Genomic DNA, 24772 nt, shown 5'->3' with positions numbered 1-24772 from the left:
TCGTCACGATGATCCGCGTGGGGGCGGGTTCCGTCACTGCATCTGGTGCCCGCGCTTGCCCATCTCGGCGCGGACGCGGACCATCACGTATTCCGACACGTCCTGGGTCCAGTCCTGCATCTCCTGGACCATCTCGTCGAGGAGCTGCGGCTGCGCCTCCACGTAGTGCTTGCCGGCGGGTGAGCGGAAGAAGGTCGCGATCTCCTTCAGCTCGGCCTCCGAGAATTTCGACGCGTAGGTGCGCGCCGCGATGTCGATCATGCGCTGCTTCTGCAGCTCCATCTCGGGTTGCAGCGACACCAGAACCTCGTCGAGGTCCTTGGCGAGCTCCGGCCGGGTCACCGTCTGCTTGCGGATCTGGTCGGCGAAGGCCGGCAGCACCGAGTCGAACGAGCGGGCGATGCCGGAAGAGAGCATCACCTCCCGGGCGAGCGCGAGGTGGCTCGGGGTGAAGGCCGATGCCGGCGTGTTGGCGGCCGGAGTCGCGGGCTGTGCCGCCGGCTTGGCGGGCGCGGGCTTCTGGGCGAGGGCCGCGGAGGGGAGCGTCAGGAGCGCGAGGCCGAGCGCGGCGGTGAGGCGTCGGGACATGCTGGACTTTCTTGCGAGGATGGCCGGCGAGGAGAGCGGCGCCTCAGGCGAGGCTGCCGAGAACGGTGATGTCGGCCCGCCCGTCCCGGGCGGCCGCCAGGATCGCCGCGTCGGCGATGCCGAGGAACAGGCCGTGCTCGACGACGCCCGGCACCGCCCAGAGCGCGGCGCCGAGGGCCTCGGGATCGGGGATCGCGCCGAGATGCGCGTCGAGGATGTGGTGGCCGCCATCGGTGACGAGCGGCGCGCCGTCGGGCTGGCGGCGCAGCCGGACCGCGCCCGTGCAGCCTGCACCCGCGACGGCGGCCTCGACGGCCCGATGGGTGGCGGCGAGGCCGAAGGGGTTGACCTCGATCGGCAGCGGGAAGGCACCGAGCCGCGCCACCCGCTTGGCCGCGTCGGCGATCACCACCATGCGGCGGCTCGCGCAGGCGACGATCTTCTCCCGCAGGAGCGCCGCGCCGCCGCCCTTGATCAGGCGCAGCTGGTCGTCGACCTCGTCGGCGCCGTCGATGGTCAGGTCGAGCTCCGGCTGCTCGTCGAGGGTCGCGAGGCGGATGCCGAGGCCCTGGGCCTGGGCGCGCGTCGCCTCCGAGGTCGGCACGCCAAGGATGTCGAGCCCGTCGCGGACCCGCTCGCCGAGCAGCGCCACGAAGGCCGCGGCGGTGGATCCGGTGCCGAGGCCGAGCCGCATCCCGGGCTCGACGAGGTCGAGGGCGCGCGCCGCCGCGGCCCGGCGCAGGTCCGGCCCGCTCACCGGGGGAGCGCCCGGGCGGCGCGGTGGAGGGAGAGGGCGCACGTCACGGCGCATGTCATCGGGGGCCGGCCTTTCCGCCAAGATCGCGCGGCCCCTAGCACGGGACCGGGCCGACCGGAACGGCCGGGCCGCACATGCCGCGTCACGGGCGCACGCCCTGCGCGGGCGTGGCACTGGCCCCGGCCCGGCCAGGCGCGGGGCCGGTCAGCGGCGCGTCGGAGGCGCCCTCGGCTCCGGGCTTGCCCTGCTGGGTGCAGACGACCTGCTCCTTCTTCACCAGCACGAAGCAGATGCTCATCTCGCCGGTCCGGTAATTGACCCGGAACACGCCGGCCTCGCGGGTGTGCCGGCTCGCCACCAGCCCGTATTCCGACGGGGTCTGGGGGCCGGCCCCCTCGCCGGCTCCGAAGCAGACCGTCTGGCCGATGCCGCCGGCCGATTCCTGAAGCCCGTACTGGCAGGACGTGACCTCGCCGGTCACCTTGTCGACCCGGTACATGCGGTTCAGGTCAGTCTGCGGCGCGGGCACGAACTCGTAGGACGTCGCGGCCGCCGGCAGGATCCGGAGCGTCGCACAGGCGGCGAGGAGGGGCAGGGACGGTTTCATCGCGGGTTCCGGGACGGGGACGCGCAGCCTTCGCTGGGCTTTCGGGCGAGTGTGGGGCGCCGCGTGCGCCGATCGCCGCGTGGGCTATAGACTCTCCCGGTTGGCAGACTCTTCCGGTCAGCACGTGCCGATGACGGGGTGCGGCAGGCCCCGCGCGCGCATGGGCTGCAAAATCCACACAGCGTCGCCGGACATGGGCAACGGTCGGGCCGACGCGCGTCCCCCCGCTTCGGGCCTTCGACCCCACCGTCAGGCCCGCCGGATGGCCCCGCTTCCAAACCGCACATCGACACGGACAAGGAGGTATGTCGCGCTATCCCGAGGCCGCTATGCGGACGTCGCAGCCCAGTCGGGAGCGGTGGTCCGGCCCGTCCCACGCCGGCCGGCGATGTCTGGTCTCGGCAGGCCCCGGCGGCGGAGCCGGCAGGCCCGATACACGGCAAATGGCTGATGCAATCGGTGCGTGCGCAGCCGACATAATCCAGTACTTCCGCGTGCATTTCTGCCGCTTGTCATACAACGTGGCTCCGTGAGCACGCCGTATTATTTCTATCGCTCAGGTTAAACAGCTATTTATACAAGGAACGATTAATCATCACTTGGCCGGAGACGCCGTCTTTGTCGGATTCTTAAGCGGGGCCCGGCATCCTGGGGGCACCTTGGATGAGCAGGCTCGGGAACACGCGATGCTGAACGGTGACAGTCTGGGCCGGAGCGAGGGGCCGACGGCGCGGATGGGTTCGGTGACCTCGATCGACGGGTCGAAGGTCCACCTCGAACTCGCCGGACAGAACGGCCGTCCCCTCGTGCGGGCCACGGTGGGCAATTTCGTCCGGATCGAGGCCGGCTCCGCCCTGCTGATCGGCATCATCACGACCCTGTCGTCGGGCAACGACCATGGGCGCCAGCCCGGCGCCTACGCGAGCATCGACCTTCTCGGCGAGATCCTGTCGGACGAGGGGGTGAAGCGGTTCCGCCGCGGCGTGACCTGCTATCCCGCCATCGGCGACGCGGTCGAGCTGCTGCCGCCGGGCGACCTGCGGATCCTCTATCAGGTCGCCTCCGCCAACATGGCCGCCGTGGGTGCGCTGTACCAGGATCCGGACACGCCGGCCTGTATCAAGGTCGAGGATCTGCTGACGAAGCACTTCGCCGTGCTCGGCACGACCGGCGTCGGCAAATCCAGCGGCGTGGCGGTCATCCTCGACCAGGTGATGCGCGCGCAGCAGGCGGTGCGCATCTTCCTGCTGGACGTGCACAACGAGTACGCGGCCTGTTTCGGTGAGCATGCGAGCGTCATCAGCCCCCGCACCCTCAAGCTGCCGTTCTGGCTGTTCAACCTCGAGGAGATCGCCGACGTGGTCTACGGCGGCCGGTCGCCCGTCGACGAGGAGATCGAGATCCTCGCGGAGGTCATCCCCCTCGCGAAGAGCAAGTACGCGCAATACAAGGAGGCGAGCGACCGGCAGGTCGTGAAGCGCACCATCGGCAAGGGCTCGGGCTTCACCGTCGACACCCCCGTCCCGTACATGCTGCAGGACCTGATCGCGCTGATCGACGAGCGGATGGGCCGCCTGGAGAACCGCGTCGGCCGGATGCACTACCACCGGCTGATCACCCGGATCGAGGCGATCCGCAACGATCCGCGCTACGGCTTCATGTTCGAGAACGCCAATGTCGGCGGCGACATGATGGGCGAGATCCTGGGCCACCTGTTCCGGCTCGATCCGGACGGGCGCCCGATGACGATCATGCAGCTTGCCGGGCTTCCCATGGAGGTCGTGGACGCCGTCGTCTGCGTGCTGTGCCGGCTGGCCTTCGAGTTCGGCATCTGGAGCGAGGGCGCGATCCCGCTGCTGTTCGTCTGCGAGGAGGCGCACCGCTTCGCCTCGGCCGACCGGTCCGTGGGCTTCACCCCGACGCGCCGCGCCCTGTCGCGGATCGCCCGCGAGGGGCGCAAGCACGGCGTCTATCTCGGCCTCGTGACGCAGCGGCCGGCGGAACTCGACGCGACGATCATGTCCCAGTGCAGCACCCTGTTCGCCATGCGGATGACCAACGACCGCGATCAGGCCTTCCTCGCCGCGGCGGTGTCCGATGCCGTGAACCTGCTCACCTTCGTGCCGTCCCTGGGCACCGGCGAGGTCATCGCCTTCGGCGAGGGCGTGCCCATGCCCGTGCGGATGAAGTTCACCCCCCTGCCCCCGGACCGTCAGCCGCGCAACGACATGAGCGGACGCGTCTCGGAGCATGGTGGGGCGATCGCCGGCGCGGCGTTCGTCGGCGCCGTGGTCGAGCGCTGGCGCGGCGCCACCATGAGCAAGGTCAGCGGTCTCGAAGCGGATCCCTCCGCCACCGGACGCCTCGCCCGTGAGCCCGGTGCGGAAGGCGGTCACGGCGCCGCCCTCGACCAGGTGCATCGCCGGCTGCTCCGGCGTCCCCTCGAAGCCGGTGACACCCCCGGCGAGGTCGGCCTCCGCGCGGCCAAGACGCTCTGGCAGCAGGGCTGACGTGACCGCATCCACCGCCCGCTATCGCCAGAGCCTGCTCGAAGCCGCCATTCAGGCCCTTCCGGTCGGTGTCGTGGTCCATGACGAGCAGGGTCAGTGTATCCTGGCCAACGCCGCGGCCCGTGCCCTCGGGCCGCGTGCCGTCGACGAGCTCTCGGACAGCGCCCTGGCGAGCCCGGCCGCGGCGATCGTCGAGGCGATCGGCGAGCACGTCGTCGAGGCGCAGGCACATCCGGTCGTGACCGAGGGGGCGACCTACACGCTCACCACCCTCACCGAGGTCACGCACCACCACGCGATGCAGCGGGAGCTGATCGCCAGGGCGTTCATCGACGCCCTGACGGGACTGCCCAACCGGACGATGTTCGAGCAGAGCATCGAGGAACTGATCGTCGAGGCGGGGCCCGGCGATCGCTTCGCCCTGGCCTTCATCGACCTCGACAACTTCAAGCACATCAACGACTATTACAGTCACGCCGCGGGTGACGCCCTGCTGCGCAAGGTCGCCGACCGGATCCGCGGCGCCCTGCGTCCGAGCGACATGCTCGCGCGCATCGGCGGCGACGAGTTCGTGCTGCTGCTCAACCCGGTCACCGACCGGGACGCGATCCTGGCGGCGGTGCTCGACATCTCGGAGCGCCTGAAGCAGCCGTTCTTCATCGACGACCACGAGATCTTCGCCTCCGCGTCGATCGGCCTGAGCCTGTTTCCGGAGCACGGGACGACCTACGAGGTCCTGCGCCGCCAGGCCGACAACGCCATGTACCGGGTGAAGGGCGGCGTGAAGGGCGGCGTCAGCGTCTTCGAGGAGACGATGAGCCACGCCGCCACCGCCCGCATGGCGGTGGAGCAGCGCCTGCGCCTGGCGATCCGCGACCGGTGCTTCTGCTGCGCCTTCCAGCCGAAGGTCGACATGCGCACGCACGCGGTGGTGGGCGTCGAGGTGCTGCTGCGCTGGCGGGACGAACTCGGGATGATCCAGGCGCCGGGCGACTTCATCGAGCTGGCCATCGAGCTCGGACTGATCAACGAGATCACCCTGCAGGTCCTGAGCGAGACCGTGCGGACCATGCCCGACATCGACGAGGTGTTCGGGCCGGAGGTGACGGTGAGCCTGAACATCGCCGCCAAGCAGGCCTGCGACGTGCCATTCATGTCGGCCTTCTGCGACGCCCTGGGCGCGACGGGTCTGGCGGGCCGTTTCGTGCTGGAACTCACCGAGGAGGCGTTCTTCACCAAGGGCCGGTTCCAGCGCGAGGTGCTGCCGCGCATCCGAGCCATCGGCGCGCGGGTCTCCATCGACGATTTCGGCGTCGGCTACTCGTCGCTCGCCGCGCTGGCGGAGATCACCGCCGACGAATTGAAGATCGACCGCTCGTTCATCACCGACATCGACAAGCGGCCGCGCAGCCAGATCGTCCTGAAGGCGATCGAGTCGCTCGGGCTGGCCCTGGGCATGTCGGTGGTGGCCGAGGGCGTCGAGACCTTCGAGGAGGTCGCCTACCTGCTGGGCGCGACCCAGATCCGCTGCGCGCAGGGATTCTACTACGCCAAGCCGCTGCTGATCGAGCAGATCCTCAAGGCGGACCAGCGGGTGTCGGCGCCGCGCGCGGCCGTCGCCCAGAGCCGCGGCTCGGATTTCCGCTCACCGAGCCTGCTGAGGCGGGCCTAGCACACCAGGGGACTCGCTGCGGTCGTTCCATCGGACGGCCGCGCCCGAGCGACCGCGACGCCGCGGTCGGGTCCGGCGAACGCAGCCGCCAGGGCAGCGCGACGATCCGCACGGCCCTGGAGGGGTCCGTCCATATCGGAAGAAGAATTGGGAAAACTGGAGCGGGCGAAGGGATTCGAACCCTCGACCCCAACCTTGGCAAGGTTGTGCTCTACCCCTGAGCTACACCCGCTCACTAGTGCCGCGCCGCCTGGACTTTCGTGCCGGCGGCCCCGGCGGCGCTCTCTAAACACCATTCCGCCGGGCGACGCAAGCGTCTCTTTTGCCCGCTCAGGACGATTCACCAGTTCGGGTCCGGCGGGAGGCTCCGGCGGATCTCGCTCAGGCGGGCGCGGGTGCCACGGGTCGTCCCCTCGGGGAGCGCATCCGCCGGAAAGAACGCGCAGGCGGCGATCTCCCGGTCGGGTGCCTTCGGACGCAGCACCGTGAAGGCCGGCAGGACGAACAGCGCCACGTGATCGCGCGGCGCAGCCACGACGTTCCGAAAAAGGCCGAGCAGGCGCGGCGGCGCGTCCGGGACGATCTCCGCCTCCTCGCGGAACTCGCGGATGATCGCCTCGGCCGCGGTCTCGCCCCGCTCAACGCCGCCCCCCGGCAGGTGCCAGCCGCTGACATAGGTGTGGCGCACCAGGGCCACGCGGCCCTGCGGGTCGATGGCGACCCCGCGGACGCCCAGGGTCATCCCCCTTGTCGCGAGGGCCCCGAGGTGAAACAGGCGCCGCAGCAGCCGCCGGTCGAGGAGCATGACGATCGCCGCCGCCCGGATCAGACGACGTCGAGGGTGATCGCGCCGAGGCCGGCGATCGAGGCCACCATGCGCTGGCCGCGCTCGACCGGACCGACGCCGGACGGGGTGCCGGTGAAGATGAGATCCCCCGGTTGGAGCGCGAAGTATCCCGAAAGATAGGCGATCTGCTCGGCCACCGACCAGATCATGTCGCCGAGGTCGCCCCTCTGCCGGGTCTCGCCGTCCACCGACAGGGTGATCGCGCCCCGCGCCGGGTGGCCGATCAGCGACACCGGGTGCAGGAGACCGATCGGTCCGGATCCGTCGGCCGCCTTGGCGGTATCCCAGGGGCGCGACAGCTTCTTGGCCTCGTCCTGGACGTCGCGCCGGGTCATGTCGAGGCCGATCGCGTAGCCGTAGACGTGGTCCAGGGCGCTCTCGGCCGGAATGTCGCTGCCGCCCTCGGCGAGCGCGGCGACCAGCTCGACCTCGAAATGGTAGTTGCTGGTCTTGGACGGATAGGGGTGGGCCGTCGGCTCGGAGCCCACGATCTGCAGGGCGTCGGCGGGCTTCATGAAGAAGAACGGCGGCTCGCGGTCCGGATCGGCGCCCATCTCGCGGGCATGGGCGGCGTAGTTGCGCCCCACGCAATAGACGCGGCGGACGGGGAAGAGATCGCCGCTGCCGGCGACCGGGAGCGCGATGCGGGGCGGGTTCTGGATGACGGAGAGCATCTCAGCCTCTGCGATGGAACGTCCGGGGGTCGGGCATTGGGAGACCCGGGATCGACGCGACCGTTGTAAGGTCCATGGTGCCGCGCGCCATACTGTCGGTTGCTGTTCGCGCCCTCTGGTCTACAAAATCTTCGCGATGATCCCGACCGCGCCCGCCCACGACACCCTCCTCGCCGCGCTCCGCGACGGACTCGGCCCGCGCCACGTGCTCACCGAGCCTGAGGATCTCGCGCCTTATCTGGTCGAGAGCCGGAAGCTGTTCACGGGCACGGCCCTGGCGGTGCTGCGGCCCGGCTGCACCGCGGAGGTGGCGTTCGCCCTGCGTGCCTGCACGCAGGCGGGCCTGCCGGTGGTGCCGCTCGGCGGCAATACCGGGCTCACCGGCGCCGGGATCCCGCAGGGTGGATTCGTCCTGTCCCTGGAACGGATGACGCGCCTGCGCGCCGTCGACCCGGTGGATGCCACCATCACCGTGGAGGCCGGGATGATCCTCCAGGACGTCCAGGACGCCGCGGAGGCCGCCGGTCTGCTGTTCCCGCTTTCCTATGCGTCGCGCGGCTCGGCCCGGATCGGCGGCGGGATCGCCACCAATGCCGGCGGCATCGCCGTCCTGGCCTACGGCAATGCCCGGGATCTCGTCCTCGGACTGGAGGTCGTCCTGGCGGACGGCCGGGTGTGGAACGGCCTGAGAGCCCTGCGCAAGGACAATGCCGGCTACGACCTGAAGCAGCTGTTCATCGGCTCGGAGGGGACCCTCGGCATCGTCACCGCGGCGGTGCTGAAGCTGTTCCCGCGGCCGCGCGCCACGAGCGTCGCCTTCGTGGGGCTGGATTCGGCCCGCGCCGCCCTCGACCTGTTCGTGGCCCTGCGGGGCCGGATGGACCGGGACCTGACGGCGTTCGAGTACCTGCCGCCCTTCGCGCTGGAGATCGTCCTGCGCCATGTCCCGGGTACGGTCCCGCCGCTCGCGGGCACGCACGGCGCCTACGCGCTGATCGAGGTCGCCTCGGCCCGCCCGGACGCGGACGTGCGGGGCGCGCTGGAATCGGCGCTCGGCGTGGCGCTGGAGGACGGGCTGATCGCCGATGCCACGATCGGCGCGAGCGGCGCGCAGAACGACGCCCTCTGGCGGCTGCGCGAGGGCGTCCCCGAGGCGCAGACTCGCGAGGGTGCCTCGATCAAGCACGACGTGTCGGTCCCCCTGTCGCGCCTGCCCGAATTCCTGGAGCGGGCCGGCGCGGCCTGCACGGCGGCGATGCCGGGCCTGCGCCCCTGCGGCTTCGGCCATTTCGGGGACGGCAACATCCACTTCAACCTGTCGCAGCCCGTCGGCATGGCGCCCGCGGACTTCCTGGCCGAATGGGGTCGGTTCAACCGCATCGTTCACGACATCGTGCACGGGCTCGGTGGCTCCATCGCGGCCGAGCACGGGGTCGGTCTGATCAAGCGCGACGAACTCGAACGCTACGGCGATCCGGTCGGCCTCGACCTGATGCGCAGGCTCAAGGAAGCCCTCGACCCGCAGCACCGCCTCAACCCCGGAAAGGTCATCGCCGGGCGCACCCGCGAACCGGACTCACAGGGATGAGGATTTTGTGCAGCGCGCCATAATTCGGCACCGAGGCCGGTGCAGGACAGCCACGCCCCGCCGCCATCCGCGGCGCCGGCCCGTCGCGTTAAGCCCCTGCTAACGCGGCGGACACACCCTTCTCGACAACGGCGCGGACCGGTGCGTCGGAGCCCGGCATAGCAATTGCTCTGGACTCTTCCTATCTCGCAGATGCGAGATCGACTGACGAACCGTCAACGACAGGCTGTATCACACCCATCTGGAGATCGACGGAATGCCTACCTCACTGGCCCGCGTGCAGACCACGGAAGCGAGCCGCTACCTGCAGCAGCTCTGCCGGCACTGGAGCCACAAGTTCAAGGTCGAGGCGACCCCCGAGCACGGCACCGTGCCGTTCGGCGAGGATCGCGTCTGCACCTTCGACGCCGAGCCGGACGCCCTCGTGATGCGCATCGACAGTTCCGATCCGGTGAATCTCACCCGGCTGGAGAACGTCGTGGCCGATCACCTGGCCCGCTTCGCCTTCCGCGAGAGCCTCGGCGACATCCGCTGGTCGCGTGCGGCCTGATCGGCCCCCCGCCCCGTTGCCCCGCCTGATCGCGCCGATGGCGTACCCCTTGCAGGGGTCGCCGGCCTAGGCGACGGGAACTGGCTGATGGAGCGACGCAGGCTGCTCGGAGGCGCCGGGGCCCTGATGGCCGCCTCCCTGGCGCGGCCGGCGCTGGTCCGGGCGGCCTCGGCCACGACGCTGCGCTTCGTGCCCTACGCCGATCTGGCGCTGCTCGATCCGATCATCACCACCAACTACGTCACGCGCACCCATGCGCTGATGGTCTTCGACACCCTCTACAGCCTCGATGCCGCCTATCGCGCCCAGCCGCAGATGGTCGCCGGGCACGCGGTTGCAGATGACGGGCTGACGTGGCGCCTGACGCTGCGGGACGGCCTGCGCTTCCACGACGGCACCCCGGTCCTCGGCCGCGACGTGGTGGCGAGCCTGGCGCGCTGGTCCAAGCGCGATGCCTATGGCGGCGCCCTGTTCGCCGCGGTGGACGAGCTGTCCGCCCCCTCCGACACGGTGGTGCAGTTCCGGCTCAACCGGCCCTTCCCGCTGCTGCCGGACGCCCTGGCGAAGCCGACCTCCTACATCCCGGTGATCATGCCCGAGCGGCTGAGCACCACCCCCGCCACGCAGGCGGTGCCGGAGATCGTCGGCAGCGGGCCGTACCGCTACGTCGCCGCCGAGCGGGTGCCCGGCGCGCTCAACGTCTACCAGCGCTTCGCGGATTACCGGCCCCGCCCGGAGGGCCGCCCGAGCTTCACGGCCGGCCCGCGGATCGCCCATTTCGATCGCGTTGAGTGGCGTACCATCCCGGACGGCGCCACCGCCGCGGGCGCCCTGCGCTCCGGCGAGGTCGATTGGTGGGAGCAGCCCCTGGTCGATCTCGTCCCCGACCTGATGCGGCAGCCGTCCCTGCGGGTGGAGCTGGTGGAGACCGCCGGCCTGATCGGCCAGATCCGCCTCAACCACACGCTGCCGCCCTTCGACAACCCGGCGATCAGCCACGCCCTGCTCACGGCCATCGACCAGACAGAGATGATGGATGCGGTCGCCGGCAGCGATCCGTCGATCCGGCGCGGCCCGGTGGGCGTCTTCACCCCCGGCGGCCCGATGGCCTCGGAGGCCGGGATGGCGGTGCTCACCGGGCCGCGCGACCTCGACGCGGCGAAGCGGGCTTTGTCCGCGGCGGGCTATCGCGGCGAGCGGGTCGTCCTGCTCTCCGGCACGGACGTGCCGCGGATCAACGCGCTCTGCGAGGTGATGGCCGAGCTCTGCCGCAAGCTCGGGATGAACCTCGAATTGGTGTCCACCGACTGGGGCACGGTGAACCAGCGGATCCTGAGCCCGAAGCCCCTCGATCAGGGCGGATGGTCGATGTTCGGCATCTTCTCCGGCGGCCTCGATCACCTCTCGCCGGCCTACCATCTGGCGATCCGCGGCAATGGCCGGGCCGGCATCCCGAGCTGGCTCACCGACGCGCCCCTGGAGGCCTTGCGCGCCGATTGGTTCGCGGCGCCGGACCTCGCGGCTCAGAAAGCGCTGGCGGCCCGGATCCAGGCCCGGGTCCTCGCGGTCGGCGCGTATCTCCCCTGCGGCCAGTATTTTCAGCCGACCGCCTATCGGCGCGACCTGGAGGGCATGCTGACCGGCCTGCCGCTGTTCTGGAACCTGCGCCGCTCGGCCTGACGGGGACACCCGCGCTCAGCCGACGCTCATCAGGCTGGCATTGCCGCCGGCCGCGGCCGTGTTGACCGAGGTCGAGACCTCCCCGACGAGGCCGGCCACCCCGTAGAGATCCCCGGCCGCCAGCGCGTCCGGCCGGCAGGCCTGGACCGTCAGGATCGCCCCCGGCCGGGCCGCGACCGCCCGGACCAGGGCCTGCAGCCCCGCCGCCTCGCCCTCGTACAGGATCGCCCCGAGCTCGCCCGCTGCGTCGAGGTCGGGCGCGTGCCCGATCCGCGCCGCCAGCTCGGCCGGAAGGTCGCGCAGGACAGCGCGGCTGACCTCGGCGCCGATGACGACCGCGCGGTTCCCGCAGGCGAGGATGGCGCCGAGCTGGAGCAGGAGCCCCGCCTCCGTCTCTGCAACGGCGGCGACGCGTCCGCGCGGCCGCAGGGCGTAGAGGTTGCGCTCGCCGACCGGACCGGCCAGGGCGATCTCCGCTAGGGCGGGGGAGCGCGCCGCCGCGAGGCGCGCGGCCAGGGGGCCGTGCCGGTGTGCTCTCAGCCATTCCAGATAGGAGGGGACCGGGAACGCGGCCGCCGCGATCCCGTCCAGGGCGGCCTCCGGCGCCCTCCGGACCAGCCGCCCGAGATAGAGCGGCCCGCCGGCCTTCGGGCCCGTGCCCGACAGGCCGGAACCGCCGAAGGGCTGCACGCCCACGACGGCGCCGATGATGCTGCGGTTCACGTAGCGGTTGCCGGCCGGGACGCCAGCGAGGGCCTGGGCAATCGTCTGGTCGATGCGGCTGTGGACGCCGAAGGTCAGGCCGTAGCCCGTGGCCGCGATCGCCTTGAGGAGGCGGCAGAGATCCGCGCGCCGGTAACGCAGCACGTGCAGCACCGGTCCGAAGACCTCGTGCTCGACATCGGCCACGCCGTCGATCTCGATCAGGGTCGGCGGCACGAAGGTCCCGGTGCCGGTTTCGGCCGGGAGAGCGCAGTGATGGACGGCAAAGCCCCGGGCGCGCATCGCGGCCACGTGCGCGTCGATCCGCTCGGCGGCCGCGGCGGTGACGACCGGGCCGATATCGGTGGCGAGGCGGCGGGGATCGCCGACCGCCAGCTCGTCGAGGGCGCCCTTCAGCATGTGCAGGGTCCGCTCGGCGATCTCCTCCTGCAGGCACAGGATCCGCAGGGCCGAGCAGCGCTGGCCCGCCGAGTCGAAGGCCGAGGCGATCACGTCCGCCACCACCTGCTCGGACAGGGCGGAGGAATCCACCACCAGGGCGTTCTGGCCGCCGGTCTCGGCGATGAGCGGCACGGGCTCCCCGTGCCGGTCCAGGCGCTCGGCGAGGCAACGCTGGATCGCCTGGGCGACCGCCGTCGAGCCGGTGAACATCACCCCCTGCACCCGCGGGTCCGCCACCAGGGCGGCGCCGACCGCGCCGTCACCCGGGAGGATCTGCAGCACGGCGTCCGGAATCCCCGCCGCGTGCAGCACCCGCACCGCCTCCGCGGCGGCGAGCGGCGTTTCCTCGGCGGGCTTGGCGAGGACCGGGTTGCCCGCCGCCAGGGCGGCCGCCACCTGCCCGACGAAGATCGCCAGCGGAAAATTCCAGGGCGCGATGCAGGCCACGGGGCCGAGCGGCGCGTGTCCCGGGCCGAGCGTCCGCTCGGCCTCGGCCGCATAATAGCGCAGGAAATCCACGGCCTCGTGGATCTCCGCGACCGCGTTCGCATACGACTTGCCGGCCTCGCGCACGATCAGTCCGATGACCGGCGGCATCCCCGCCTCGAAGGCGTCGGCGGCGCGCCGCAGGGCGGCGGCCCGCCCGGCCGGCGCCGTGTTCGCCCAGGCCGGGGCCGCGGCATCGGCGCGCGCGAGGGCCCGCTCGATATCGGCGGGCGCCGCCGCGCGGACATATCCGACCACGTCCCGGTGATCGGCCGGGTTGCGCACTGGCGTCCCGGCCGGGTCCGCATCGCTCTCCGGGGGCATTGCCCGCCACGCGGTCCGGCCGCTCGCCGCCAAGCCATCCCCCAGACGGACGAGCGCCGCCTCGTCGGCGAGATCGAGGCCGGCGGCGTTGACGCGGGCGGATCCGTAGAGGGCGCCGGGCAGGGCGATCCGCTCGTGCGGCGCCCCCGGCACCGGCATCGCCTCCACCACCGCGACCGGATCGGCGATCAGCGCCTCGACCGGCACCGAGTCGTCGGCGATCCGGTGGACGAAGGAGGTGTTCGCTCCGTTCTCCAGGAGCCGGCGCACCAGGTAGGCGAGCAGGGTCTCGTGCGTCCCCACGGGCGCGTAGATCCGGCACGGGCGCTGGAGGGACGCGCCGGACACCACGGCCTCGTAGAGCGGCTCGCCCATCCCGTGCAGGCACTGGAACTCGTACTGGCCGAGCCGGAAATCCGGCCCCGCCATCTCCACGATGGTGGCCAGGGTCTGGGCGTTGTGGGTGGCGAATTGCGGGAAGACCGCGTCGGGGGCGTCGAGGAGCCGGCGGGCGCAGGCGAGGTACGACACGTCCGTGTGGACCTTGCGCGTGAAGACCGGGAAGTCGGAAAGCCCGTCGACCTGCGCGCGCTTGATCTCGCTGTCCCAGTAGGCGCCCTTGACGAGGCGCACCATCAGGCGCCGGCGGCTGCGCCGGGCGAGGTCGATCAGCACGTCGATCACGACGGGGCAGCGCTTCCCGTAGGCCTGGACCACGAAGCCGAGCCCGTCCCAGCCGGAAAGCTCCGGATCCAGAGCGAGCCGCTCTAGGATATCCAGGGACAGGTCGAGCCGGTCGGCCTCCTCGGCGTCGATGTTGAGCCCGATCCCGTAGCCCCGGGCCAGCCGGCAGAGGTCCCGGACCCGGGGCAGCAGCTCCGCCAGGACGCGGCCGCGCTGCGACCGGACATAGCGCGGGTGGAGCGCGGACAGCTTGATCGAGATGCCCGGCCCGAGCAGCCATCCCCGCCCGGCCGAGGCCGCCCCGATCGCCCGGATCGCGTCCACGTAGGCGCGGAGATAATGCGCCGCATCCTCGGCGGTGACGGCGGCCTCGCCCAGCATGTCGTAGGAATAGGTGTAGCCCTTCGCCTCCAGCCGCCCGGCGTTGCGCAGGGCCTCGGCGATGGTCCGGCCGGTCACGAACTGCTCGCCCATCAGGCGAACGGCGAGATCCACGCCCTTGCGGATCAGCGGCTCGCCGCCGCGGGCGATCAGGCCGGTGAGCGCGTGGGAGAGGCCCGCCTCGTCCCGGGTGGCGGCGAGGCGACCGGTGACCAGCAGGCCCCAGGTCGCCGCGTTCACGAAGGGCGACGGGCTGTGGCCGAGATGGGCCGCCCAGTCCCCGCCGGCGATCTTGTCGCGGATCAGCGCGTCGCGGGTCGCCGCGTCGGGGATGCGCAGCAGGGCCTCGGCGAGGCACATCAGCGCGACGCCCTCCTGGCTCGACAGGGCATATTCGTGGATGAGCCCCTCGACCCCGCCGCGGCGGGCCTTGCTCCGGAGCGCCTCCACGAGCTGCCGGGCCGTGGCCGCGACACGCGCCGCAGCTTCGGCGGGGAGCCGCGCCCGATCGAGGAGCGCGGCGACGCAGTCCGCCTCGGGCTGCCGGCAGGCCGCGACCACGGCCCTACGCAGGGGCGACAGGCTCGGCCGGTCGGCCCAGGATCCGAACGGGTCGGCTGCGTTCGCGGCGCTGCGAGATGCGGGCAAGGATCATCCCCCGGGGATGCCGGGCCGGCTCTTACGCCAGCCATGGCGCACGCTACGCCCTCCGCCGCCGCGGTTGAAGTCACGACGACCACATGCCCGCCCTTCAGGCGCTCACGGCTTGGCATGCGCGGCGTCGAGCGCGTCCGTCAGAGCCGGCTTGGCGCCCTCGCGGCGCAGCACCGCGGTGGGAATCACCACCGTGTCGGCGCAGGCTTGAACGACGTGCGCCAGGTCGAAATGGACGGCGAGACCGCCCGCCCCGGCATCCAGCCATGCCATCATGGCCGGTGGCCCGTTGAGGGACGTATCCGACACGGTCTCCCGGCATTCGTCGTCGTCGCCGTCGCGCTTCGCATCGCCCGTCTTCGGGCGATACCCTTTGAGGTACAGGGCGTGCAGCCTCTCGGAGGCGAGCGTCACCATCTTGGTCCCATCCGCACCTGTCTCGAGGGCGGCCTTGCCGGTCAGGGACGGCGGCAGTAGCGCGGCCCAATCCACCGGCGCTCCGGCCGTGAGATCGTAGACGATCGCCATGAGCGCGGCATTCGGGTGGGGCCCGCCGCAATAGGTGCTGTCGGCGATCTCGACGCTCAGGAAGCGCGGGCCGCGCATCGGGGTCGTCACGGTCCGCCCCCAATCGCTGTGCGTCCCCCCCTCGGCCCGACAGGCCTCGGCGGCCTTGCGGACTTTCTCGTCGAGCCGCCGGAGCGCGGCGTTGATTTGCCGCTCCGCGTCGTCGGCGGGCGCCTCGATCTGCGGCATCGCCTCAATACCCGGCATCAATTCGGGCTGCGCCTTCAGGCCGACCGTCCGCTCGGCCGCCGCGGCCGGGCCTGCCAGGGCGACGAGGAGCGCGCCGACGCAGGCGCCGCGCCGACGTACCGCCCGGTCGGCTGGCGTGGGTCGAAGGACACGGTTCATCGTCTCATGGCTCCTGAGCCAAGTCCCGGCTGGGCAAGCGATGCCGCGAACCCGCCCGGCGCGCAGCGCGCTTTGACACCCGCGGAGGCGGTGGCAGAAGCCCGGTCATGAGCACGATTCTTATCTACGGCGCCACCGGCTATACGGGCCGGCTGATCGCCGAGCACGCCATCGCGCAGGGCCTGCGGCCGATCCTGGCCGGGCGTGATCCGGAGAAGCTCCGTCCGCTCGCCGCGCGGCTCGGCCTCGAATCGCGGGCCGCGCGCCTCGACCAACCGGGTCCCCTGCGGGCCGTGCTGGCGGGCGTCGCGGCGGTGATCCACGCCGCCGGCCCGTTCTCCCGGACGGCCCGACCCATGGCCGAGGCCTGTCTCGCCGCGGGCGCGCATTACGTCGACATCACCGGCGAGATCGACGTGCTGGAATCGCTCGCCGCCCGGGACGCGGACGCGAAGGCGGCGGGCATCGTCCTGCTGCCGGCGGCCGGGTTCGACGTTGTGCCGAGCGACTGCCTGGCCGCCCACGTGGCCGGCCGGGTGCCCGGGGCCACGCATCTGCGGATCTCGATCGGTGGCTTCGGCGGCTTCAGCCGGGGCACGGCCCGCACCATGGTCGAGGGCATCGCCTGGGGGACGCGGGTGCGCCGGGCCGGCCGCATCGTCGAGTTGCCGAGCCCGCCCCGCGGCCGCGCCGATTTCGGCCGGGGCCCGCGGCGCACCGTCGGGCTCGGCTGGGGCGACGTGTCGAGCGCGTGGTACTCCACGCGCGTCCCGAACATCGCGGTGTATTTCGAGGCCTTCCCGGCCATGGCGGCGGCCGCGGGCCTGCCGGCGGGGATCCGGCGGCTCATCGCCGGCGGGACGGCGCAGCGCCTGATCAACCGCGGCATCGACAGGCTGCCGGAAGGCCCCTCGGACTCGGCCCGGGCGTCGGCGCGCAGCACCTTCCTGGCCGAGGCCTGGGACGGTGCCGGCGCGCGCGCGGCGAGCCGCATGGAGACCCCCGAGGGCTACAGCCTCACGGTCCTGACCGCCCTTGAAATCGCCCGGCGCGTGGCATCGGGCGCGGTCCCGGCCGGCTTCCAAACTCCGGTCACCGCCTTCGGGGCCGATTTCATCCTGGGGTTTCCGACCGTTATCAGGACGGACCTCTGAGCTTCCCGGCGACGGATCTCTATTCCGGGACGAACGGTTGCCGTCCGGCGCCCGGGATCCACTTGGCAGAACGCGCGGCGCGGATTGGACCGCCGCATCGAGGAAGCCCAGATGGCGATCGACCCGACCTTGCGCGACGCGCTCTCCGCCGTGACGCCGGCGAGCCTCGCCCGCGCTCTGACGCGGGCCGGCGTGAAGGCCTTCAGCCCCAGGGGGCTGTCCCCGGGCGCCAGCGGCAGCGCGATCGGCATCGCCTACACGCTGCGGATGATCCCGGCCCGCGACGATGCCGCGGGCGACCTCGCCGCCGCCATCGACGCCGTTCCCGAGGGGTCGCTGGTGGTGATCGATGCCGCCGCGACCGGCCTGGTTCTGCCGTTCGGGGCGATCCTGGCGGCGCGGCTCGATCAGCGCGGCGCCGCCGGGCTGATCACCGACGCGGCTCTGCCGGAAGCGATCGGCCTGCCGAGCTGGAGCGCACCGCAGGGGGCGGGCGGCGCCCTCGCGCTGGTCGGCACGCAACAACCCGTCACCTGCGGCGGGGCGGCGATCCATCCGGGCGACATCGTGGTCTGCGCGGGCGACGGGATCGTTGCCCTGCCGGCCGGGATCGCCGAGCGGATCGCCCTCGAAGCCGTGGAGCAGCAGCGCCTCGACCTCTGGATCCAGCGCGAGGTGGAGCGGGGCGAGAGCCTCGCGCGCCTGCTGCCGCCGGATGCCGCCGCCCTGGCCCGGTTCCAGGCCGAGACGAAGCCGGCGTGAGCGCCGTGTTCTTCCCGCTGTCGAAGCTGATCTACTTCCTGATCACCCCGTCGAACTTCCTGATCTTCCTAGTCCTGGTGGGGCTGCTCCTGCTCTCGGCGACGCGGCTGCGCCGGACCGGGACCGGCCTCGCGCTCCTCGGCGCCGTGGGTCTCGGCGTCGGCGGCCTGTCGCCCCTTGCGGAGACGATGCTCCTCCCCCTTGAGCAGCGCTTCGCGCCCTTCCCGGCGGACGGTCCGGCGCCCGCGGGCATCATCGTGCTCGGCGGCGGGATCGAGGCCGGCCTGTCCGAGGCGCGGGACCAGATCATCGTCAACGATGCCGGCGAACGGCCGATCTATTTCGCGGATCTGGCCCGGCGCTTCCCGGCGGCGCGACTCGTTTTCTCGGGCGGGAGCGGCTTCATCGGCGGCGGCATCGCGGAGGCCGACATCGTCAGTCGCCAGGCGGACACGATCGGCGTTCCCCGCAGCCGGCTGATCCTGGAGAACCGGTCGCGCAACACCCACGAGAACGCGGCCTTCACGGCGGCCCTGGTCCACCCGAAGCCCGGGGAGCGCTGGCTCCTCGTCACCTCGGCCTGGCACATGCCCCGGGCCGTCGGCTGTTTCCGGCAGGCCGGCTTCACGGTCGATGCGGTCCCGGTGGATTACCGGACGCGCGGCTGGGGCGACGTGACCCGGTTCAACGGCTTCGCCTCCGACGGCCTGTTCCAGCTCGATCTCGCCTTGAAGGAGTGGATCGGCCTCGCGGTCTACCGGTGGGCCGGCTACACGCCGGACTGGCTGCCGGGCCCCGAATCCCCCGCGGGCAGCGCCAGCCGGTAGATGCCGCGGAAATCGTCCGGATCCACCGGCTTGCCCTTGCGCAGGATCGCGACACGGCCCGCATGGGCGAGGCGGACCGCGACCCGCCGCACCGGCTGCATCAGGGGCCCCCAGCCATCCGGATGCGGGCCGCCCAGTGCCCGGGCGACCTCCGACGGGCAGACCGTCTTGTCCGCACCGCGCGCGGCGACGAGGCCGAGCATCGCCGTCTCGATCGCCGCATCGTCGGGTCTCGTGTCGGTCATGTCCTCGCCTCTTCCAGGGGAGGCAGGAGCGGACCCTCGTGGGGACCCTCCCCCGCTTCGAGCAGCGCCGCGCGGATCTCGGAGGCGAACTGCCGACGCCACATGATGATCACCACCGCCGATGTCGAGGCGATGAGCACGTAGGGGCTCACGAACCAGCCGAGATAGGCGAGCGCGAAGAAGAACGCCCGCTGCCCCCGGGCGAAATGCCGGCCGGCGCTGACGTTCATCGCCGCGAGCCGGCGCACCGCCCGCATCATCTCGGCCTCGCTGGCCCCGGACCCCTTCGGCGGCACCGCGCCGAGGAGAATCGCCGCGTAGTTGAACAGTCGATAGGCCCAGGCGAACTTGAAGAAGGCATAGACGAACACCAGCGCGAGCCCGGCGACCTTCAGCTCCCAAGTCAGGCGGGTCGCCACGGTGCCGAAGGGCAGGGTCGCGAACAGGTTCAGCACGTCGTCACCCGAGCGCGACAGGGTGAGGACCGACCCGAGGGCGATCAGGGAGGTCGAGGCGAAGAAGGCGGTCCCGTTCTGCAGGGAGGCGTTGATCTGGGTGTCGACCACCCGGTTGTCGCGGCCGATCACCTGCCGGGCCCAGTTGGACCGATGGCCGTTCATGATCTGGCTGAGGGGGACCATCCGGCCCCGCAGCCGCCCGACCGACAGCCCGTACGCCACCCAGGCGACGATGAAGTAGAGGAGGGCTCCGAGATCCAGGGGCGAGAACGCGGCCTGGCCGGCGGATAGGTCGTTCATGATCGACGAGAGGCGGCTTCACGAGGGCCGCGATGCCATAACAGCCCGACGGCCGCCGCAGAAGCCGTCCGCCCGTCCGCCACCTCAGCCGCGCAGGATCTCGAAGCCGGGCAACGCGGGACCGTCGTCAAGCGCGCGGATGGTGATGTCGGAGACGCGGGCGCCCGGCGGCCCGGATCGGCACAGGACCACCATCCGGTCCACGGCCTCCGGACTGCCGCTGAACACCGCCTCCACCGCGCCGTCGTCGCGGTTGCGCACGGAGCCGGCGAGGCCTTGGGCCCGCGCCTGATCCCGCGTCCAGGCGCGATAGGATACGCCCTGCACCCGCCCCTCGATGAGGAGGGAGACCGTCCGTCGCTCGCTCATGCCGTCCACACGCGTCGATCGGGCCCGCGCGTGCGACGCGGGCCCGGTTCGCCTCACTCGGCCGCGATCGGGCGACGCACGCCCGCGTCGACGGCCGCGATCCGGGTCGCCCCGGTCCGCACATGGGTCGAGTAGAGCATGAGACCGGTGAAGGCGAGGCCGCCGACGATGTTGCCGAGCAGGGTCGGGATCTCGTTCCAGAGCAGGTAATCCATCACGGTCAGGTGGCCGCCCATCAGGATCGCCGAGGGGAACAGGAACATGTTCACCACCGAATGCTCGAAGGTCATGAAGAAGAACACCGTGATCGGCATCCACATGGCGATCACCTTGCCGGGCACCGAGGTCGACAGCATCGCGCCGATCACGCCCGTCGAGACCATCCAGTTGCACATCATGGCGCGGACGAAGAGCGTCAGCATGCCGGAGGCGCCGTACTTCTCGTAGCCGAGGGTGCGCGCCTCGCCGATGCCGGCGATCAGCTTGCCGACGGCGTTCGGCTCGGTGGCGAAGCCGAAGGTGAACACGATCGCCATCATCACCGCGGTGGTGAGCGCGCCCGCGAAGTTGCCGAAGAAGACCAGCACCCAGTTGCGGGCGACGCCGGCCACGGTGACGCCCGGCCGCTTGTCGATCAGCGCCAGAGGCGTGAGCACGCAGACGCCCGTGAACAGGTCGTAGCCAAGCAGGTACAGCATCGAGAAGCCGACGGGGAACAGCAGCGCCCCGATCAGCGGCTGGCCGGTGGTCTGGTTGATGGTGACCGCGAAGGCGGCGGCGAGCGCCAGGATCGCGCCGGCCATGTAGGCGCGGATGAACGTGTCTTTGGTGGCCATGAAGACCTTCGATTCACCGGCATCGACGGCCTTCTTCACGAAATCGGCGGGCGCCAGATAGGACATGCAAACCTCTCCCTCGCAGGCCGCCGCCGATCGCCGTTGACCGTAGGGCGCGCCGCGCAATCACGACAGCTGGCCGGGGCGCCTGTCGATGTCGCGGCCCCGGTCGGTCGCGAGCAAGCAGGTTGCGTACCAGTTGCCGGCCGTTCAGACGGGCTGGCCACGCGTCCAGGTACTGATCTCGCGGATATAGGCCGGCGGCAGCTGGGCGGCCCGGGCGGCCGCCAGCACGGCGTCGAGGTAGCCCGGCCGTGGCCGGCCCGGCGCGGTCGACCGTCCGAGATAGATCAGGGCGCGCTTGACCCCGCCGGCAGTCGTGACGGGAAGCGTCGCCTTGGCGTAGAGGCCGCCGGCGACGCCCTCGTAGCGGTCCAGCGCCGGGATATCGTCGAGCGCCAGGTCCCACAGCACGCCGTGGACGATCCGGACGGGATCGCGCACCACCGAGGCATAGCCTTCGCGCATGATGATGAAGCGGTGCCGGGGCAAGTGCCCGCCGCCGATCAGCCGCGAGACCGGGCAGCGCAGCGCCATCGCGGCGGCATCCATGTTGGCGCCGTAGGCGAAATAGAGGGGCATGGTGCCGAGCTCAGCAGCCGCTCGGCGCTGTCACTTGCCCGCTTTGCGCTCCTCGCGCTGGATCGCCCATTCGTTCGCGCGCATCGCTGCGTAGGCAACCGCCAGGGTTACGGCGGGTATCACAAAGGTGACGAAGATCTCGCCCGAACTCATGGCCTGATGCTCCGCAGCACGCGCCGCCCGATCCAATGTAATCCGATCGCCGCGCAAAGCCAGATCACCACGAAGAAGGCGGTTGCCGACTGCAATGCCGGCGCGCTCGCGACCCCGAAACTCATCGCGGTGATCGGCGTCACGAAGCCGATCACCGCGAACGCCACTGCTACGTTGTTCACCGCAGTGGCCAGCAGCTTCGTCTGCTCGTTGTGAACCGCACTCACGACGAACGCGATTTGGCTCAGGCGAATTCCAGGATCACCGCGTCGACCGCGAGGCTGTCGCCCTCTTTGGCGTGGATCTTACCCACCGTGGCGTCGCGCTCGGCCCGGAGCATGTTCTCCATCTTCATGGCCTCGACCACGGCGATCGGCTCGCCGGTCTTCACCTCCTGGCCCTCGGTGACCAGGATCTGCTTCACGAGGCCCGGCATCGGGCAGAGCACCTGCTTGCCCGAGCCGGCCTGCTCCTTCACCGGCATCAGCGCGGCGAGTTCGGCCTCGCGGCGGGTGTAGACCCGCGCCTCGGCCGCCGCGCCCGCGTGCTGCAGGAACACGCCGTTCAGCAGGCCGCGCACCTGGAGGGCGACCCGCTCGGATCCGATCGTGCCGATCCAGACCGGCTCGCCGGGACGCCACCCGCTCGCCACGGTCACAGACGTCCCGCCGTCCTGGGTGACCAGCAGATCCTCGCCCTCCGGCGCCACCGTGACGGGATAGGATTGACCGGCCAGGACCACCACGCGGTCGTGCTCGAACGCGAACAGGCCCGGCGCCCGCATCTGGCCGGAGATGCCCCGCTTGCGCTGGTTGAGCTTGTGGTCGATCGCCGCCGCGGCCGCCATCATGCGGAGGGCCACCGCCCCGGCCGGCTCCGGGGCGACGAAACCGTTCGGAAATTCCTCGGCGATGAAGCCGGTGGACAGGTGGCCCTCCTGCCAGCGCGGATGCGCCATCAGCGCCGACAGAAACGGGATGTTGTGGCGGATGCCGTCGATGGCGAAGGCGTCGAGCGCCTCGGCCTGCGCGGCGATCGCCTCGGACCGGCTGGGGGCCCAGGTCACCAGCTTGGCGATCATCGGGTCGTAGTGGATGGCGATCTCGCCGCCCTCCTCCACGCCGGTATCGTTGCGTACGATCGCCTTGCCCTGGCGCCCCTCCTCCGGCGGCCGGTACGTGGTCAGCCGCCCGATCGAGGGCAGGAAGTTGCGGGTCGGATCCTCGGCGTAGACGCGGCTCTCCACCGCCCAACCGTTGAGCTTCACGTCGTCCTGGGTGATCGGCAGCTTCTCGCCAGCCGCGACCCGGATCATCAGCTCGACGAGGTCGAGGCCGGTGATCATCTCGGTCACCGGATGCTCGACCTGGAGCCGGGTGTTCATCTCCAGAAAGTAGAACGACTTGTTCTGCCCGGCGACGAACTCTACCGTGCCGGCCGAGTCGTAGTTCACTGCCTTGGCGAGCGCGACCGCCTGCTCGCCCATCTTGCGGCGCGTCTTCTTGTCGAGGAGCGGCGACGGCGCCTCCTCGATCACCTTCTGGTTACGACGTTGGATCGAGCATTCGCGCTCGCCGAGGTAGACGACGTTGCCGTGCTTGTCGCCGATCAGCTGGATCTCGATGTGGCGCGGATCGGTGATGAACTTCTCGATGAAGACGCGGTCGTCGCCGAAGGAGGAGGCCGCCTCCGAGCGGGCGCGGGCGAAGCCCTCGGCCACCTCGTCGCCCGAATGGGCGATGCGCATGCCCTTGCCGCCGCCGCCCGCGGACGCCTTGATCATCACCGGGTAGCCGATCTCGTCGGCGATCGTCTTCGCGTGCTCCGGCGATTCGATCACGCCGAGGAAGCCCGGGACCGTGGAAACGTCGGCGGCGGCCGCCGCCTTCTTGGATTCGATCTTGTCGCCCATCGCGGCGATGGCGGCCGGGTTGGGGCCGATGAACACGATGCCGGCGGCTTCGAGCGCCTTGGGGAAGGCCTCGCGCTCGGACAGGAAGCCGTAGCCGGGATGGACCGCCTGGGCTCCGGTCTGCCGGCAGGCCTCGACGATCTTGTCGATGACAAGATAGGACTCGGCCGCGGCGGCGGGCCCGATATGGACCGCCTCGTCGGCCATGGCGACATGCACGGCGTCGCGATCGGCGTCCGAGTAGACCGCAACGGTCCTGATGCCCATCTTCCGAGCGGTCTTGATGACCCGGCAGGCGATCTCGCCCCGGTTGGCAATCAGGATCTTGTCGAACATAGCTGGCGCACTGCTTTCGAGATCGCCGGATTGCAAACCGGCTTGACGGTCCCGATAGATCAGATGCGTCGCGGACGGAAGCTGCGCCTGTGTCGAACGCTCAGGCCGCCAGCGCGAAGCTCGTGCGCGCGGGCTGGACCGCGTCGCGGATCCGGCGGTTGGCGTCGAGGGCGAACACCATCAGCGATTCGGCGCTGCCCTGGGCCTCGCGGACGATCGCCATGGCGATCCGGGTGCCGACCGGGCTCGGGCCGTCCCGGCCGCTGAGAGAGGCGGCGAGCCAGGCGGCGGTGTCCCGGTCGATATAGCCGGTCGGACGGCTGCCCCACACGGCGAAGTCGACGACGGAGGCCACCAGGAAGTCGGCATAGGCGTCGGAGCCGATCACCGCCCGCTCCAGGGCGATCAGCAGATCGGCATCCTCGCGGGTCATGAGGCCGTCCGGGACAACCTCGCGCTTGAGGACGAGCAGGTCCTCGTCGCTGATCGTGCCGGCCGAAACCGCATGGTTGCAGAATTGTTGAACGGTGATCACGGTCATGGTTGCCTGCCTCCCCGACCTTTCTGCGGTCGGCGCTAGTCCCTGTGTGTCTTCAACTTACGGGACGGCTTCCCTGCCGGAAGTTAATGGCCAGATCTGAACGAGAGTTCAGGTAAACACGCGGCGAGCAAGCAGGCTTATTGGGACGTTGACCGG

At 71.1% G+C, this 24772-nt stretch carries 24 protein-coding genes and 1 tRNA gene; 9 read left to right on the top strand and 16 right to left on the bottom strand.

The window, feature by feature from the left end; all coding sequences use genetic code 11:
* Nucleotides 1-33: 33 nt before the first annotated feature.
* The 3 genes from AC3IF1_RS12650 to AC3IF1_RS12640 all read right to left on the bottom strand — a co-directional run bounded on the left by AC3IF1_RS12650 (nt 34) and on the right by AC3IF1_RS12640 (nt 1952).
* Nucleotides 34-588, bottom strand: coding sequence for a DUF2059 domain-containing protein (locus tag AC3IF1_RS12650; RefSeq protein WP_489217799.1), 555 nt, complete (start codon nt 586-588; stop codon nt 34-36).
* Nucleotides 589-631: 43 nt separating this feature from the next.
* Nucleotides 632-1345, bottom strand: a complete 714-nt coding sequence (rpiA, locus tag AC3IF1_RS12645) for a ribose-5-phosphate isomerase RpiA (RefSeq protein WP_243967155.1) — start codon at nt 1343-1345, stop codon at nt 632-634.
* 142 nt (nt 1346-1487) lie between these two features.
* Nucleotides 1488-1952 (bottom strand): hypothetical protein, encoded by a 465-nt coding sequence (locus AC3IF1_RS12640; RefSeq protein WP_243967154.1) that lies wholly within the window; start codon nt 1950-1952, stop codon nt 1488-1490.
* A 686-nt stretch (nt 1953-2638) separates the two neighbouring features.
* Here AC3IF1_RS12640 and AC3IF1_RS12635 point away from each other — a divergent pair.
* Nucleotides 2639-4462, top strand: coding sequence for an ATP-binding protein (locus AC3IF1_RS12635; RefSeq protein WP_489217797.1), 1824 nt, complete (start codon nt 2639-2641; stop codon nt 4460-4462).
* Between the two features lies 1 nt (nt 4463).
* Nucleotides 4464-6134 carry a putative bifunctional diguanylate cyclase/phosphodiesterase gene (locus AC3IF1_RS12630; RefSeq protein ID WP_243967152.1) on the top strand — a complete coding sequence of 557 codons (1671 nt, stop codon included), beginning with the start codon at nt 4464-4466 and terminating at the stop codon, nt 6132-6134.
* A 157-nt stretch (nt 6135-6291) separates the two neighbouring features.
* Here AC3IF1_RS12630 and AC3IF1_RS12625 read toward each other — a convergent pair.
* From AC3IF1_RS12625 to AC3IF1_RS12615, 3 genes are all read right to left on the bottom strand, one after another.
* Nucleotides 6292-6366, bottom strand: a tRNA-Gly gene (locus tag AC3IF1_RS12625).
* A gap of 108 nt (nt 6367-6474) precedes the next feature.
* A complete protein-coding gene (locus tag AC3IF1_RS12620; protein WP_489217795.1) occupies nt 6475-6939 on the bottom strand; it encodes an NUDIX domain-containing protein in 465 nt (154 codons plus the stop codon).
* 20 nt (nt 6940-6959) lie between these two features.
* A complete protein-coding gene (locus AC3IF1_RS12615) occupies nt 6960-7655 on the bottom strand; it encodes a fumarylacetoacetate hydrolase family protein (RefSeq protein WP_489217793.1) in 696 nt (231 codons plus the stop codon).
* Between the two features lie 136 nt (nt 7656-7791).
* Here AC3IF1_RS12615 and AC3IF1_RS12610 point away from each other — a divergent pair, with 136 nt between their 5' ends.
* The 3 genes from AC3IF1_RS12610 to AC3IF1_RS12600 all read left to right on the top strand — a co-directional run bounded on the left by AC3IF1_RS12610 (nt 7792) and on the right by AC3IF1_RS12600 (nt 11473).
* The gene (locus AC3IF1_RS12610) at nt 7792-9243 is read left to right on the top strand and encodes an FAD-binding oxidoreductase (protein ID WP_489217792.1); all 1452 of its coding nucleotides are present in this window, start codon (nt 7792-7794) and stop codon (nt 9241-9243) included.
* A 256-nt stretch (nt 9244-9499) separates the two neighbouring features.
* Complete coding sequence (locus AC3IF1_RS12605; RefSeq protein WP_243967148.1) at nt 9500-9793, top strand: DUF2218 domain-containing protein; 294 nt, start codon at nt 9500-9502, stop codon at nt 9791-9793.
* 87 nt (nt 9794-9880) lie between these two features.
* Nucleotides 9881-11473 (top strand): ABC transporter substrate-binding protein, encoded by a 1593-nt coding sequence (locus AC3IF1_RS12600; RefSeq protein ID WP_489217791.1) that lies wholly within the window; start codon nt 9881-9883, stop codon nt 11471-11473.
* 15 nt (nt 11474-11488) lie between these two features.
* Here AC3IF1_RS12600 and putA read toward each other — a convergent pair whose 3' ends face one another.
* Nucleotides 11489-15160: a trifunctional transcriptional regulator/proline dehydrogenase/L-glutamate gamma-semialdehyde dehydrogenase gene (gene putA, locus AC3IF1_RS12595; protein WP_489217790.1), complete on the bottom strand. Its 3672-nt coding sequence runs from the start codon at nt 15158-15160 to the stop codon at nt 11489-11491.
* A gap of 111 nt (nt 15161-15271) precedes the next feature.
* Nucleotides 15272-16081 (bottom strand): polysaccharide deacetylase family protein, encoded by an 810-nt coding sequence (locus AC3IF1_RS12590; protein ID WP_489217789.1) that lies wholly within the window; start codon nt 16079-16081, stop codon nt 15272-15274.
* Nucleotides 16082-16188: 107 nt separating this feature from the next.
* On the opposite strand from AC3IF1_RS12590, the gene AC3IF1_RS12585 reads away from it, so the two are divergent.
* The 3 genes from AC3IF1_RS12585 to AC3IF1_RS12575 all read left to right on the top strand — a co-directional run bounded on the left by AC3IF1_RS12585 (nt 16189) and on the right by AC3IF1_RS12575 (nt 18824).
* On the top strand, nt 16189-17235 hold the full coding sequence (locus AC3IF1_RS12585; protein WP_489217788.1) for a saccharopine dehydrogenase family protein: 1047 nt from the start codon (nt 16189-16191) through the stop codon (nt 17233-17235).
* Between the two features lie 111 nt (nt 17236-17346).
* Complete coding sequence (locus AC3IF1_RS12580; protein WP_489217787.1) at nt 17347-17997, top strand: RraA family protein; 651 nt, start codon at nt 17347-17349, stop codon at nt 17995-17997.
* A 5-nt stretch (nt 17998-18002) separates the two neighbouring features.
* Nucleotides 18003-18824, top strand: coding sequence for a YdcF family protein (locus tag AC3IF1_RS12575; protein WP_489220385.1), 822 nt, complete (start codon nt 18003-18005; stop codon nt 18822-18824).
* Here AC3IF1_RS12575 and AC3IF1_RS12570 read toward each other — a convergent pair.
* The 6 genes from AC3IF1_RS12570 to AC3IF1_RS12545 all read right to left on the bottom strand — a co-directional run bounded on the left by AC3IF1_RS12570 (nt 18767) and on the right by AC3IF1_RS12545 (nt 21827).
* Nucleotides 18767-19069 carry a DUF3253 domain-containing protein gene (locus AC3IF1_RS12570; protein WP_489217786.1) on the bottom strand — a complete coding sequence of 101 codons (303 nt, stop codon included), beginning with the start codon at nt 19067-19069 and terminating at the stop codon, nt 18767-18769. The genes AC3IF1_RS12575 and AC3IF1_RS12570 overlap by 58 nt on opposite strands.
* Entirely contained in the window at nt 19066-19827 is a 762-nt protein-coding gene (locus AC3IF1_RS12565) for a DUF599 domain-containing protein (protein WP_489217785.1), read from the bottom strand. The genes AC3IF1_RS12570 and AC3IF1_RS12565 overlap by 4 nt, the downstream gene beginning before the upstream one ends.
* Nucleotides 19828-19911: 84 nt before the next feature.
* On the bottom strand, nt 19912-20196 hold the full coding sequence (locus AC3IF1_RS12560) for an acylphosphatase (protein ID WP_489217784.1): 285 nt from the start codon (nt 20194-20196) through the stop codon (nt 19912-19914).
* A gap of 53 nt (nt 20197-20249) precedes the next feature.
* Nucleotides 20250-21098: a formate/nitrite transporter family protein gene (locus AC3IF1_RS12555; protein ID WP_243967138.1), complete on the bottom strand. Its 849-nt coding sequence runs from the start codon at nt 21096-21098 to the stop codon at nt 20250-20252.
* Nucleotides 21099-21242: 144 nt separating this feature from the next.
* Nucleotides 21243-21674, bottom strand: coding sequence for a gamma-glutamylcyclotransferase family protein (locus AC3IF1_RS12550; RefSeq protein ID WP_243967137.1), 432 nt, complete (start codon nt 21672-21674; stop codon nt 21243-21245).
* Nucleotides 21675-21704: 30 nt separating this feature from the next.
* Complete coding sequence (locus AC3IF1_RS12545; RefSeq protein ID WP_279598232.1) at nt 21705-21827, bottom strand: hypothetical protein; 123 nt, start codon at nt 21825-21827, stop codon at nt 21705-21707.
* Nucleotides 21828-21833: 6 nt separating this feature from the next.
* On the opposite strand from AC3IF1_RS12545, the gene AC3IF1_RS12540 reads away from it, so the two are divergent.
* Nucleotides 21834-22043, top strand: a complete 210-nt coding sequence (locus tag AC3IF1_RS12540) for a hypothetical protein (RefSeq protein WP_489217782.1) — start codon at nt 21834-21836, stop codon at nt 22041-22043.
* Nucleotides 22044-22071: 28 nt separating this feature from the next.
* Here AC3IF1_RS12540 and AC3IF1_RS12535 read toward each other — a convergent pair whose 3' ends face one another.
* Both AC3IF1_RS12535 and AC3IF1_RS12530 read right to left on the bottom strand, forming a co-directional pair.
* Complete coding sequence (locus AC3IF1_RS12535; RefSeq protein ID WP_489217780.1) at nt 22072-24075, bottom strand: acetyl-CoA carboxylase biotin carboxylase subunit; 2004 nt, start codon at nt 24073-24075, stop codon at nt 22072-22074.
* A gap of 100 nt (nt 24076-24175) precedes the next feature.
* The gene (locus AC3IF1_RS12530) at nt 24176-24616 is read right to left on the bottom strand and encodes a hypothetical protein (RefSeq protein ID WP_243967134.1); all 441 of its coding nucleotides are present in this window, start codon (nt 24614-24616) and stop codon (nt 24176-24178) included.
* Between the last annotated feature and the right edge of the window lie 156 nt (nt 24617-24772).

This window comes from Methylobacterium sp. E-012, from assembly GCF_057836545.1.
Note: the sequence above shows the minus strand (reverse complement) of the source record. Positions and strands in the feature narration are given on the sequence as shown.